Consider the following 12,968-nt stretch of genomic DNA (forward strand, 5'->3'; position numbering starts at 1 on the left):
CGCGTGTGGGGGCGGTTCGGCGATTACGTAGCCCGGCGATTGATGGATCCGCCATCCTCACCATATAATGAGCTGACGCCGACCTTGTTCGGTCCGGTACCGGAGCTTGCATGACCCACTATCCCGTTCTTCCGTTGCGCGACATCGTCGTGTTTCCGCACATGATCGTTCCGCTGTTCGTCGGCCGCGAGAAATCGGTCGCGGCGCTCGAGGCGGCGATGGCGGCAGAAAAGGAGATATTCCTGGTCGCGCAGCTCGACCCGGCCGAGGATGATCCCGCGCGCGACGATCTCTATACGATGGGCGTGACCGCGACCGTGCTCCAGCTGCTGAAACTGCCCGACGGCACGGTACGCGTGCTGGTCGAGGGCAAGGTCCGCGCGACGCTCGAGACGCTCGACGAGAGCGGTGATTTCCTCACCGCCGAAGTCGCGACGGTGGCCGATGCCGAGGTCGAGGGTCCCGAGATCGCGGCGCTGATGCGCTCGGTCGTTGACCAGTTCGAGAATTACGCCAAGCTCAATCGCAAGCTGCCCGCCGAGACCGCGACCCAGCTGTCCGAGATCACCGAGGCCGCCCGGCTGTCCGATGCCGTCGTTGCCAACATCCAGATCAAGGTCGCCGACAAGCAGGCGATGCTGATGCAGACCGACCCCGCCAAGCGCCTCGAAATGGCGTTTGCGGCGATGGAGGGCGAACTCGGCGTCCTGCAGGTCGAGAAGAAGATCAAGAGCCGCGTTAAGCGCCAGATGGAGAAGACGCAGCGCGAATATTATCTGAACGAGCAGCTGAAGGCGATCCAGCGCGAACTCGGCAACGAGGGCGACGAGGGTGAAGGCGACGAGATCGCCGAGCTGACGCAGAAGATCGCGACGCTCAAGATGAGCAAGGAAGCGCGCTCCAAGGCGACCGCCGAGCTCAAGAAGCTGAAGACGATGGCACCGATGAGCGCCGAGGCGACCGTCGTGCGCAACTATCTCGACGTTCTGCTGGGGCTCCCTTGGGGCAAGAAGTCGAAGATCAAGAAGGACATCTCGGCGGCACAGGCGGTGCTCGACGAGGATCATTATGCACTCGAGAAGGTCAAGGACCGGATTATCGAATATCTTGCCGTCCAAGCACGCACCAACAAGCTGAAGGGGCCGATCCTGTGCCTCGTCGGCCCGCCGGGTGTCGGCAAGACCTCGCTCGGCAAGTCGATCGCCAAGGCGACCGGCCGCGAGTTCATCCGCCAGTCGCTCGGCGGCGTGCGCGACGAAGCGGAGATCCGCGGGCATCGCCGCACCTATATCGGCTCGCTACCGGGCAAGATCGTTACCAACCTGAAAAAGGCGGGGGCGTCGAACCCGCTGTTCCTGCTCGACGAGATCGACAAGCTCGGCCAGGATTTCCGTGGCGATCCGGCGTCGGCGCTGCTCGAGGTGCTCGACCCCGAGCAGAACGGCAAGTTCCAGGATCATTACCTCGAGATCGACCTCGATCTGTCGGACGTGATGTTCGTGACGACCGCGAACACGCTCAACCTGCCGCAGGCGCTGCTCGACCGGATGGAGATCATCCGTCTCGAGGGCTATACCGAGGACGAGAAGGTCGAGATCGCCGAGCGGCATCTGATCGCCAAGCAGATCGAGGCGCATGGCCTGAAGGACGGCGAGTTCATCCTGACGCAGGAGGGCCTGCGCGCGCTGATCCAGCAATATACCCGCGAGGCGGGCGTGCGGACGCTCGAGCGCGAGATCGCCAAGCTGGCGCGCAAGGCGCTGCGTCGGATCCTCGAGGGCAAGGCGACGAGCGTGACGATCACGCCTGAGAACATCGCAGAATTCGCGGGCGTGCAGAAATATCGCCACGGCCTGTCCGAGACGGAGAACCAGATCGGCGCGGTCACCGGGCTCGCCTGGACCGAGGTCGGCGGCGAATTGCTGACGATCGAAAGCGTCACCGTGTCGGGCAAGGGCGCAGCGAAGCTGACGGGCACGCTCGGCGACGTGATGAAGGAGTCGATCGAGACCGCGTTCAGCTACGTCAAGGCGCGCGCGCCGAGCTATGGCATCAAGCCGTCGCTGTTCAACCGCAAGGACATCCACATCCATCTGCCCGAAGGCGCGACGCCCAAGGATGGGCCGTCGGCGGGTGTCGGGATCGTCACGTCGATCGTCTCGACGATGACCGGCGTGCCGGTCCGGCGCGAGGTGGCGATGACCGGCGAGGTGACGCTGCGCGGCCGCGTGCTGCCGATCGGCGGGCTGAAGGAAAAGCTGCTTGCGGCGCTGCGCGGCGGGATCACCACCGTGCTCATCCCGCAGGAGAATGAAAAGGACCTCGCGGACACCCCGGCGAACATCAAGGAGGGGCTGAAGATCATCCCCGTCAGCCATGTCGACGAGGTGTTGCGGCTTGCCCTGACCGAGCCGCTCGAGGCGATCGAGTGGACCGATGCGGACGAACTGGCGGCCTTGCCGCCCGCGCCGATCCCGCCGGTCGGGGGCGGTCTTCACCACTGAGCGCATCCGGCGCGGTATTTCGCCGCGTCACGATGGCCGTTACCGAACCGCGCGGTTAGAGCGTCGCGCGGCGGTTTCGTTTGACAGCAGACGATACCGCCGCGTTACTGCCTGGAAATTGGCGCCGCGATTCCATCGCTGCCGATTCGGTATTTGTTTGGGGGATTAACTGTATGAACAAGCAGGAACTGATCGCGACGGTCGCGGACACGTCGGGGCTGGTCAAGGGCGATGCGGTCAAGGCCGTCGAAGCCGTTTTCGACGCGATTTCGGCCGCGCTGAAAAAGGGCGAGGAAGTCCGGCTGGTCGGGTTCGGCACCTTCTCGGTCTCGAAGCGCAAGGCCTCGACGGGACGCAACCCGCGCACTGGCGAGCCGATGACGATCAAGGCGTCGACCCAGCCCAAGTTCAAGGCGGGCAAGGGGCTGAAGGATTCGGTCAACTGATCGACCGATCGTGACCGACAGGGCTGGACAGCGCGGCACGCCGCGCTTAAAGGCCCGCTTCCGAACCAGTTTCGGGCGCGTAGCTCAGCGGTAGAGCACACCCTTCACACGGGTGGGGTCACAGGTTCAATCCCTGTCGCGCCCACCAGATTTACGCCGGTCCTCTCCATTGCGAGCGGGCCGGCGTTTCTGTTTTCGGGGTAGTTTCAGTGTCTTAGTCGATCTTTGGCGGCTCTGTGATCGACTGCGTGAATGTACTAGATCGGCATTCTGCATTTCACGCTGCGCCGCAGCATCCCATATATGATGCGTCGCACAAATTTGAGGAGCTACCCCATGTCGATCATCGGCACCCAGCTGAAGCCGTTCACCACCCAGGCCTATCGCCAGGGCAAGTTCATCGAGGTGTCGGACGCCGACGTCACGGGCAAGTGGGCGGTCTTCTTCTTCTACCCGGCCGATTTCACGTTCGTCTGCCCGACCGAGCTCGAGGATCTGGCCGACAATTATGCCGCGTTCCAGAAGATGGGCGTCGAGGTCTACAGCGTGTCGACCGACACCCACTTCTCGCACAAGGCCTGGCACGACACGTCGCCGGCGATCGGCAAGATCGATTACACGATGCTGGGCGATCCGTCGGGCACCATCACGCGCAACTTCGACGTGATGCGCGAAGGCCAGGGCCTGGCCGATCGTGGCACCTTCGTCGTCGATCCGCAGGGCGTGATCCAGCTCATGGAAATCACCTCGGAAGGCGTCGGCCGCAACGCGATGGAGCTGCTGCGCAAGGTCAAGGCCGCACAGTATATCGCAGCGCACCCTGGTGAGGTCTGCCCCGCCAAGTGGGAAGAGGGTGAGACCACGCTCGCCCCGTCGCTCGATCTCGTCGGCAAGATCTGAGCCACTGACGGAGCCGGTCGCCCGGCTTCGTCACCAAAGGGGGAGGGGTTCGCTCCTTCCCCGGCCTGCCGGACTTCGGTCTGGCAGCCATCCTGCCGCATGACGCCCCGATGTCGTGCGGCATGGTGGACCCCGGACCCGGTCCGGGGTGACGAATTTCGCGACGGCAGCCCGCCGCGCGTCCCTTTCACCAGACAGGAGAGCGTCCGTGCTCGATGTGAACCTTACCGCGCAGCTCAAGACCTATCTGGCGAACATCGTCCAGCCGATCGAACTCGTCGCCTCGCTCGACGACGGCGCCAAGTCGCGAGAGCTTGAGGGCCTGCTGACCGAGATCGCGGCGCTGTCCGATTCGGTGACGATGGTCCGCAAGGACGACGACAAGCGCCGCCCGTCCTTCATGATCCGCCGCGCCGGGACCGATATCGGCGTGCGCTTCGCCGGCATCCCGATGGGGCATGAGTTCACGTCGCTCGTCCTCGCGCTGCTCCAGGTCGGCGGGCATCCGTCCAAGCTGACGCAGGAGGTGATCGAGCAGGTCCGTGGGCTCGACGGCGATTTCGCGTTCGAGACCTATTTCTCGCTCAGCTGCCAGAACTGCCCCGAGGTGGTCCAGGCGCTGAACCTGATGAGCGTGATCAACCCGCGGATCAGCCATGTCGCGATCGAGGGCGGCGTGTTCCAGGACGAGGTCACGAACCGCAACATCCTGTCGGTGCCGGCGATCTTCCTCAACGGCGAGCCGTTCGCGCAAGGCCGGATGAGCGTCGAGCAGGTCGTCGCGAAGCTCGACACGGGCAGCACCGCGCGCGCGGCGGAGAAGATCGCGGGCAAGGATCCGTTCGACGTGCTCGTCGTCGGTGGCGGCCCCGCCGGCGCGGCAGCGGCGATCTACGCTGCGCGAAAGGGCATCCGCACCGGCATCGCCGCCGAGCGCTTCGGCGGTCAGGTGCTCGACACTATGTCGATCGAGAATTTCATCTCGGTCGCGCATACCGAGGGGCCCAAGCTCGTCGCGCACATGGAGCAGCATGTCGCCGAATATGGCGTCGACGTGATGAACCTGCAGACCGCGAGCAAGCTGATCCCGGCAGCGCAGGTCGGCGGCCTGCACGAGGTGCAGCTTGCGAGCGGCGCGTCGCTGAAGGCGCGGACCGTGATCCTGTCGACCGGTGCGCGCTGGCGCCAGATGAACGTGCCGGGCGAGGAAGCGTATCGCAACAAGGGCGTGACCTATTGCCCGCATTGCGACGGCCCGCTGTTCAAGGGCAAGCGCGTCGCGGTGATCGGCGGCGGCAATAGCGGTGTCGAGGCGGCGATCGACCTGGCGGGGCTCGTCGCGCACGTCACGCTGATCGAGTTCGACAGCGACCTGCGCGCGGATGCGGTGCTCCAGCGCAAGCTCGCCAGCCTGCCCAACGTCAAGGTCGTCACCTCGGCGATGACCACCGAGGTGCTCGGCGACGGCAAGCAGGTGACGGGGCTCAGCTACAAGGATCGCAACCACGACACGCTGCATCAGGTCGAGCTCGAGGGGATCTTCGTCCAGATCGGGCTGGTGCCGAACACCGAATGGCTGACCGACACGGTCGCGCTGACGATGCGCGGCGAGATCGAGGTCGATCACCGCGGCGAGACGTCGATCCCCGGCGTGTTTGCGGGCGGCGACGTGACGACCGTGCCGTTCAAGCAGATCGTGATCGCGATGGGCGAAGGCTCGAAGGCGGCGCTGGCGGCGTTCGACTACATGATCCGGCTCGCGCCCGAAGAGCAGGACGCGCTCGCAGCCTGAGGGCGGGGGGGGCTTCTCCCCCGTCCGTCATCCCGGACTTGATCCGGGACCCAGGGTCACGCCCGTTGGCGTTCGTGGCTCTGGATCGTGACTTCCGTCAGGATGACGATGTGTGTGGGGTAAGCGTTACCCGCCTTCGTCATCCTGGACTTGATCCAGGATCCAGAGTTGCAGGCGGTGGTGCGTGTGGCTCTGGGTCCTGACGTTCGTCAGGATGACGGTGTGGCGAAGCGCCGACCGAAAATCCCGGCGGCACAAAAGAAAAAGGCCGGGGAATCCCCCGGCCGTTTCCTCACTTCTTCTTGGCTTTGCGCGCCGCATATTTGGCGTCGCGGAGCGCCTTCTTGTCCGCGTCGGACATTTGCGACTTGGCTTCGGCTTCGAGCGCACGGGCTGCGGCTTCGGCAGCTGCGGCCTTCTTGGCGGCCTTGGCCTCATCTTCGGCGTCGCGCTTGGCCTGGCGCTTGGCGCGCTCGGCCTCCTCCTTGGCGGCGCGGGCGGCGGCGCGCTCGGCGGCGACCGCCGGATCGATCGCAGGCTTGGCGCGCAGTTTCTCGAGCGCCTTCAGCTTCGCGTCGTTCGCAGAGGCGGTACGTTCCTGAAAACCGGGGTCCTTGAAAGAGGCCATACTCGTCGAAAATTCCTGTAATCGCGGTGAAATCCGCGGGATTGCCCGGATAAGGGCCTTGCTAGCGTCCGTGCCCCTTAAATCATTGTGCCGCGCAGCGAAAGCGGGGTGATGCACCCCGGGTCCCCGCGATGCCGTCCGTCGTCGTCCCGCCCCGGCTCGGCGCGTACCTCGCGGCCCCGGTGTCACATTGCTGAAACACCGCCGTCACTCAGCCGTCATCGAAACCGCATCTCGCTGTCATCTACGCCGCCTAACCGCCGTTGAGAGATCGGCAGGGGGACCCGAGTCGATCCACGCAATCAATGATCGACCGGGAGTTCCGTGAATGACCAGCTTCAAGCGCATCGGCCTTATCCTGCTGACCAGCACCGCCTGCGCGGCGCTGTCGGCATGCGGAGGCGCGGACAGCGTCGCGTCGCCGGGTGCGGGGACCATCGTGATCCCCCCCGCGACGCCGACGCCGACGCCGACCCCCACGCCGACGCCGACGCCCAGCGCGATCACTGCGGCGCAGTTCGCCGCCCCGACCACGGTCAACACCATCACGATCACGCCTGACGAGCAGCTCGCGGTCGTCAACGCCGGCACGAACAACAATGTCAGCGGCGTCAGCACCGGGCTGAACGGCCTGTATCCGACCTCGGCGACGTCGCTCACCACGCCGATGGATCCGTCGACGCTCAACAGCTTCTTCACCAGCACCAACTTCGTCGGCGCGCTCAACGGCCCGACCGACACCGCGTTCCAGGGCTGGACCTGCAACTCGACCTCGGCCGAATTCGGCGGCTCGGGCGCACGTTGCACCGCGGTGCCTTCGGTCGGCGCGGTCACCGCGACGAGCGTCTGCCCGACCGGCACGACCGATGACGGTCTGGTCGCGACGTTCCGCGCCTGCCGCCTGCCGACCGTGATCAGCGGCACGCTGACGTTGCCGAAGATCGCCGGCGTCTTCTATCGCCTGCGCGGCCAGACCGAGATCGGCACCGATGTCGGCACGACCGGTGCGGACAATGGCGCGATCCTCAACATCGAGGCCGGCGTCGTGATCGCCGCGGATTCGAGCGAGACGACCAACGACCTGCTGATCGTCAACCGCGGGTCGAAGATCAACGCGGTCGGCACCGCCACCGCGCCGATCGTCTTCACCTCGCAGCAGAACCTGGCGTCGAACGGCGTCAGCGACGCGACGCAGGGCCAGTGGGGCGGGATCGTCATGCTCGGCCGCGCACCGGTCGCGGTCTGCGCCACCGGCACCGGCCCGAACAATGCCGCCGGCAGCAGCACGACCTGCCAGCAGGCGATCGAGGGTGTCACCGGGCGCTTCTATGGCGGCCCGACGGCCGCCGACAGCAGCGGCACGATGCAGTACGTCCAGATCCGCTACAGCGGCATCGCGATCAGCGACGGCAACGAGCTGCAGGGCCTGACGCTCGGCGGTACCGGCTCGGGCACCACGCTCAACCACATCCAGAGCCACAATTCGGCGGATGACGGCATCGAGATCTTCGGCGGCACGAGCAACCTGAAGTATATCGCGATCACCGGCGCGGACGATGACGGCTTCGATATCGACAATGGCTATCGCGGCTTCATCCAGTTCATGATCGCCGCCCAGCGCACGCTCGGGGCGACCGCCGACTCCTTCTCGACCGAGATCGATTCGAACAATGCCGAGGACCTGCTGCCGCGCACGTTCGGCCGCTACGCCAACTTCACCTTCATCCAGACCGCGCTGGCCCCGGCCGCGATCCGCCTGCGTGGTGGTGCGGACATGACCTTCGTCAACGGCGTGGTGAAGACCCCGGCCAACGTCGCCTGCGTCAACATGATCGCGGGCGAACAGACGACGGGCGGCCGCACCACGGTCCGGCCGGCGGATGCCGCGCTGCAGGACGTCGGACCGCCCGCGTTCAGCTCGGTCTACTTCGCCTGCCAGGGCCGCTGAGGCGGGCGCCATTTGAATGCGCCGTGATGCCGGGGCGGTCCTTGGGGGACCGTCCCGGCATTCGCCTATGACTTTACGAATCGGGATTACAGGCCATGTGCAAGCGCCGCGCCTACGGAACACTGCTCCTCCTCACCTCGACGCTGGTCGCGCCCGCTGCGCTTGCGCAGACCGCGCCCGCGCCGGCCGCACCGCCGCGGCCCGCCGCAACGCCGCAGGCCGAGGCGGACCAGACCAATGCCGCGACGCCGGGCACGACGGCCCAAGAGCAGACCACACAGCAGGCCACGCCGCAGGCCGCACCCGAAGCCGGCGTCGAGGTGTCGAGCCCCGGCTATGACGCCGCGGCGGGCGAGGACATCGTCGTCGTCGGGCGCAACATCCCGAACACCGTGCGCGCGACCGCACAGATCGTCTCGGTGCTGTCGAGCGCCGACATTGCACGGACGGGCGAGGGCGACATCGCCGGCGCACTGACGCGCGTCACCGGCCTCAGCGTGGTCGGCGGCGGCTTCGTCTATGTCCGCGGCCTCGGCGATCGCTATTCGTCGTCGCTGCTCAACGGTTCGCCCTTGCCGAGTCCAGAGCCGCTCCGCCGCTCGGTTCCGCTCGACATCTTCCCGACCGCGATCGTCGGCTCGGCGCTGGTCCAGAAGACCTATTCGGTGAACTATCCCGGCGAATTCGGCGGCGGCGTGATCAACCTCACGACCAAGGCGATCCCCGAGAAGAACTTCCTGAGCATCGGCGGGTCGATCTCCGCCGACACCGTGACGACCAGCGAGCTCGGCTATACCTATTATGGCGGCGATGCGGACTGGATCGGCTTCGACGACGGCGCGCGCAAGGTGCCTGCCTTCATCAAGAACGCGCCCGGCGGCACCGGGATCATCCCGACCGATCAGGTCGCGCAGCTGACCAATGCGAACACCACGCTGCTCCAGCGCAACAACCAGCTGCCGGCCAACTGGTCGGGCGAGCTGAGCGGCGGATCGGTGTTCGACTTCGGCTCGGACCGGCTGGGCATCATCGCATCGCTGAGCGCGAGCAACACCTTCCGCACGCGCTCGTCGACGCAGCAGGATTCGGTGTCGACCGACGGCACGCTGCGCAACGATTTCCAGACGCTGCTGACCGACAACCGGATCGTCACCAACGCGCTGATCGGGCTCGGTTACGAGTTCGGCCCGAACACGATCCGCTCGACTACCGTCTATATCCACGACACGCTGAAGCAGGCGCGCGGATCGTCGGCGACCGTCTACAACAATTCGAGCGGGCTGCGTTTCCAGCAGAACACCAACTGGTTCGAACGCCAGCTGTTCGAGAGCCAGCTGGTCGGCGAGTTCAAGCTGACCGACGCGCTGAAATTCGACGCGCGCGGCGCCTATGCCAATTCGAAGCGCAACGCGCCGTACGAGCGGCAGTTCGACTATCTGTGCTCGGCGACCACCACGACCGGCCTGCCGATCAGCGTCGAGGCGCCCAATGGCTCGGACGGCGCGCAGTGCAACGGCGCGTACCAGGTGACCCAGCGCTTCACGCCGTTCGCATCGATCATCTTCAGCGAACTGAACGAGGATCTCTACACCGGGCAGGGCGACCTGTCGTACAAGCTCGACACCGAGCGGCCGATGACGCTGTCGACCGGCTATTTCTACTCGGACACGAAGCGCAATTCGACGCGCCTCCAGTTCAACTATCAGACCGCCGCGGGCGGCGGCACCGCGCCGGGCTATCCGTACAACCTGCTGCGTCCCGACTATCTGCTCGGGATCGATTCGCTCAACGCGAACCAGATCCAGCTGCAGTTCAGCACGCCGCTCGGCGCCTATGCCTATGATGCGTCGCTGCGCATCCATGCGGGCTATGTCCAGGCCGAGGCCGAGGCGACCGACGGCGTCCGCGCGACGATCGGCGTCCGCTACGAGACCGCCGAGGAGCAGGTGACGCCGATCGGTACGACGACGACGCGGTTGAAGAACGATTATTTCCTGCCCGCCGCGACGCTCACCTACAACTTCGCGAACAACATGCAGCTGCGCGCAAGCGCATCGAAGACGATCTCGCGCCCGCAGTTCCGCGAGCTCGCGCCGCAGCAGTTCCGCGATCCCGAATCGGATCGTCTGTTCTTCGGCAACCCACTGCTGAAGGACTCGGAACTCTACAATCTCGAGGGCCGCTACGAGTGGTTCTTCGCGCGCGACCAGCGCTTTACGCTCGGCGGCTTCTACAAGGAGATCAAGAACCCGGTCGAGCAGGTCGGCTTCTACACCGGCGCGGACGACCGGCTGCAGACCGGCTTCACCAACCTGCCCGAGGCCACGCTGTATGGCGCGGAGGTCGAGCTCCAGAAATATTTCGACCTCGATTTCCTCAACTCGGACTTCTTTGCGACGCGGCGTGCGCTGTTCATCGCCAACTACACCTATTCGAAGTCGTCGATCACCGCGGACAATAGCTGCGTCCCGAACGTGCTCAACCAGACGCTCGGCGGGTGCCAGGCGGGCTTCGGTCCGGCCTCGCTCCAGTTCCGCGACGGCGCGTCGCTGACCGGCCAGTCGGATCATCTGGTCAACGTCCAGGTCGGTCTCGAGGATACGGCGTCGCTGTCGGCGATCACGCTGCTGTTCAACTATGCCAGCAACCGCGTGACCAACCGCGGCCCGTCGAACCTCAGCGGCGTCGGCTTCCAGCCCGACATCATCGAAAAGCCCGGCATCCGCCTCGACCTGGTCGCACGGCAGGGCTTCGAACTCGTCGGCGGCAAATGGGAGCTGAAGGCCGAAGCGCGCAACCTGACCGGCACGCGGTTCCAGGAAGGCCAGACCTTCGACAATGGCGCGCAGGTGTTCATCAACCGCTACAATCTTGGCCGGGTGTTCACGCTGGGGCTGAGCACGACGTTCTGAGGTCGGGCGGCGGGCTGAGCCGGGGGGTGGCAGCGTGGCGTACACCCTCTTCGTCATCCCGGCGAAGGCCGGGACCCAGGGTCACGGGCGGACCGCTGCGTGGCTCTGCATCCTGGGTATCGGGGTAGGGGACGGTTACCCCCAGGGGCGCTCGCGGTACCATTTCGTGATGACGTATTTGACGCCGCTACGGACCTTCATGCCGTGGTGGAGCGTCGCGGGGTTGGGCGTTCCGTCGGGCCGGCGGTTGTTCCAGGCGAGCAGTTTGCCGGTCTCGGGCTGGACGATCTTGTCGATCGCCTTGAACCGCGTCGCGCCGCCCGCCTCGGGCTGGTTGAGATAGACCATCACGGTCCAGGTGCGATTGCCCGCGACGCTGCAATAGCGGTCATAGTCGACACCGGTCGGCTCGAAATAATCGGTATGGCCCTTGAACTCCTGCCCGATCGCATAACGCTGCCCCTGGAGCGGTTCGCCATAAAGGCCGTCGAGCCCGGTCAGCGCGGCGATCCGCGCCTCGACATCGATCACCACCGGATCGGCGGGGTCGAGGTCGCCCGTCTCGCTCGTACGATAGCTCGCATCACCGTTCGAATCGGAAATCGTCGACGGGCGGCGGACGGCGTCGATCCGTTCGAGCAGCGCGGCGCACAGCGCAGGCGACAGGAAGCCGCGGTTGAGGAACAGCGTCAGCTTGGGGCTCGGCACGCGCTGGACGCCCGGGGCCGCGGTCAGCCGCGCGACGACCGGCTCGGCGGGCAGGCCGCTGCCGAGCGAGACCGGAGAGGGGGCGGGCGGCGTGTCGGTGGAGGGGGTGACCATGATGCTGTTTTGCCGGGCAATCAGCGCTTGCGCCAGCGCGGCATAAATCTATCGCCAGATTGACGCGTAACTGTAACATGGCATGCCTAGCGCCATTGGGGGCGCCAATGGCGGCGGCACCGCGTCGGGAGGGGGTTCGCTCATGCGATTGACGATCGACGCACGTGCGCGCCGTATCCTGCGGCGGCTGCCCGTGATCACGGTATATTCCGCCGCCGAGCTCGCGCTGATGGCGGGGCTGGCGGTGCAATGTGCGCGGCTGATCTGGGTCGCGGTGGCGCCGGTGACGCCGCTCGGCGCGTGGCGCCCGGCGGCGATCGCACCCGCGGGGGCGAATGGCGACATCCTGCGCAGCTTCGATCCGTTCTTCCGGCTGGGTGCGCCCGCCGGTGCCGGGCCCGCGACGGTCACCGCGCTGCAGCTGACGCTGTTCGGGACGCGGATCGACGATGCGACGGGCCGGAGCTCGGCGATCATCGCGGGCGCGGACAATGTCCAGACCAGCATCGTCGTCGGCGAGGAGATCCAGCCCGGCGTTCGGCTGAAGGCGGTCGCGTTCGACCATGTCACGATCGATCGCGGCGGCGTCGACGAGGACCTGTTCCTCGACCAGTCCGACGCGGTCGCGCCGGTGTCGCCGACCGGCGCAGCGCCGGGCGCGGCGCCCCCGCCGGGCGGCGCGGGCATCCCGATCGGCCAGTTGCGCAGCGAGATCGGCTTCATCCCGCGGATTGACGGCGGCCGCGTCAGCGGGCTGACGGTCCGGTCGCAGGGCTCGGGCAACGCCTTCCGCCAGGCGGGGCTGCGCGACGGCGACATCGTCACCTCGATCGGCGGGCGTCCCGTCACCGGGCCGGGTGATCTCGACCGCATCGCCGCCGACTTCGCGCAGGGCGGCAACGTGCCCATCACCGTCGAACGCGGCAAGGACACGCTGCCGCTCGCCATCACGATCGCACCCCCGCAATGATCTCCGGCATGACTCTCGCTTCCCTTCCCCTTTCCAAGACCAAGGC

The 12,968-nt window shown here is 66.2% G+C and carries 9 protein-coding genes and 1 tRNA gene; 8 read left to right on the plus strand and 2 right to left on the minus strand.

Annotated features, from left to right (window positions below):
• Positions 1–110: 110 nt before the first annotated feature.
• From lon to ahpF, 5 genes are all read left to right on the plus strand, one after another.
• Complete coding sequence (lon, locus tag FHY04_RS02610; protein WP_183935278.1) at positions 111–2,504, plus strand: endopeptidase La; 2,394 nt, start codon at positions 111–113, stop codon at positions 2,502–2,504.
• A 173-nt stretch (positions 2,505–2,677) separates the two neighbouring features.
• On the plus strand, positions 2,678–2,950 hold the full coding sequence (locus FHY04_RS02615; protein ID WP_031438963.1) for an HU family DNA-binding protein: 273 nt from the start codon (positions 2,678–2,680) through the stop codon (positions 2,948–2,950).
• 73 nt (positions 2,951–3,023) lie between these two features.
• Positions 3,024–3,098, plus strand: a tRNA-Val gene (locus FHY04_RS02620).
• A 188-nt stretch (positions 3,099–3,286) separates the two neighbouring features.
• Positions 3,287–3,850 (plus strand): alkyl hydroperoxide reductase subunit C, encoded by a 564-nt coding sequence (ahpC, locus tag FHY04_RS02625; protein WP_031396422.1) that lies wholly within the window; start codon positions 3,287–3,289, stop codon positions 3,848–3,850.
• A gap of 208 nt (positions 3,851–4,058) precedes the next feature.
• The gene (gene ahpF / locus FHY04_RS02630) at positions 4,059–5,642 is read left to right on the plus strand and encodes an alkyl hydroperoxide reductase subunit F (RefSeq protein ID WP_159511162.1); all 1,584 of its coding nucleotides are present in this window, start codon (positions 4,059–4,061) and stop codon (positions 5,640–5,642) included.
• A 292-nt stretch (positions 5,643–5,934) separates the two neighbouring features.
• Here ahpF and FHY04_RS02635 read toward each other — a convergent pair whose 3' ends face one another.
• Complete coding sequence (locus FHY04_RS02635; protein ID WP_183935279.1) at positions 5,935–6,270, minus strand: DUF6481 family protein; 336 nt, start codon at positions 6,268–6,270, stop codon at positions 5,935–5,937.
• A gap of 328 nt (positions 6,271–6,598) precedes the next feature.
• On the opposite strand from FHY04_RS02635, the gene FHY04_RS02640 reads away from it, so the two are divergent.
• Together FHY04_RS02640 and FHY04_RS02645 are read left to right on the plus strand one after the other, a co-directional pair.
• The gene (locus FHY04_RS02640) at positions 6,599–8,218 is read left to right on the plus strand and encodes a hypothetical protein (protein ID WP_031438961.1); all 1,620 of its coding nucleotides are present in this window, start codon (positions 6,599–6,601) and stop codon (positions 8,216–8,218) included.
• 95 nt (positions 8,219–8,313) lie between these two features.
• Positions 8,314–11,130 carry a TonB-dependent receptor domain-containing protein gene (locus FHY04_RS02645; RefSeq protein WP_183935280.1) on the plus strand — a complete coding sequence of 939 codons (2,817 nt, stop codon included), beginning with the start codon at positions 8,314–8,316 and terminating at the stop codon, positions 11,128–11,130.
• Positions 11,131–11,265: 135 nt separating this feature from the next.
• On the opposite strand, the gene FHY04_RS02650 is transcribed toward FHY04_RS02645, so the two are convergent.
• Positions 11,266–11,952: a 2OG-Fe(II) oxygenase gene (locus FHY04_RS02650; protein WP_183935281.1), complete on the minus strand. Its 687-nt coding sequence runs from the start codon at positions 11,950–11,952 to the stop codon at positions 11,266–11,268.
• A gap of 82 nt (positions 11,953–12,034) precedes the next feature.
• Here FHY04_RS02650 and FHY04_RS02655 point away from each other — a divergent pair, with 82 nt between their 5' ends.
• Positions 12,035–12,922 carry a type II secretion system protein N gene (locus tag FHY04_RS02655; RefSeq protein ID WP_409349137.1) on the plus strand — a complete coding sequence of 296 codons (888 nt, stop codon included), beginning with the start codon at positions 12,035–12,037 and terminating at the stop codon, positions 12,920–12,922.
• Positions 12,923–12,968 lie beyond the last annotated feature (46 nt).

It is taken from the genome of Sphingomonas sp. BK481 (assembly GCF_014194875.1).
Lineage (GTDB): Bacteria > Pseudomonadota > Alphaproteobacteria > Sphingomonadales > Sphingomonadaceae > Sphingomonas > Sphingomonas aerolata.

What these genes read in the sequence shown, in the direction of transcription:
- FHY04_RS02615 (WP_031438963.1), top strand. Translation starts at nt 2,678, where the DNA reads ATGAACAAGCAGGAACTGATCGCGACGGTCGCGGACACGTCGGGGCTG.
- FHY04_RS02650 (WP_183935281.1), bottom strand. Translation starts at nt 11,952, where the DNA reads ATGGTCACCCCCTCCACCGACACGCCGCCCGCCCCCTCTCCGGTCTCG.
- FHY04_RS02640 (WP_031438961.1), top strand. Translation starts at nt 6,599, where the DNA reads ATGACCAGCTTCAAGCGCATCGGCCTTATCCTGCTGACCAGCACCGCC.
- lon (WP_183935278.1), top strand. Translation starts at nt 111, where the DNA reads ATGACCCACTATCCCGTTCTTCCGTTGCGCGACATCGTCGTGTTTCCG.
- ahpC (WP_031396422.1), top strand. Translation starts at nt 3,287, where the DNA reads ATGTCGATCATCGGCACCCAGCTGAAGCCGTTCACCACCCAGGCCTAT.
- FHY04_RS02635 (WP_183935279.1), bottom strand. Translation starts at nt 6,270, where the DNA reads ATGGCCTCTTTCAAGGACCCCGGTTTTCAGGAACGTACCGCCTCTGCG.
- FHY04_RS02655 (WP_409349137.1), top strand. Translation starts at nt 12,035, where the DNA reads ATGCCTAGCGCCATTGGGGGCGCCAATGGCGGCGGCACCGCGTCGGGA.
- FHY04_RS02645 (WP_183935280.1), top strand. Translation starts at nt 8,314, where the DNA reads ATGTGCAAGCGCCGCGCCTACGGAACACTGCTCCTCCTCACCTCGACG.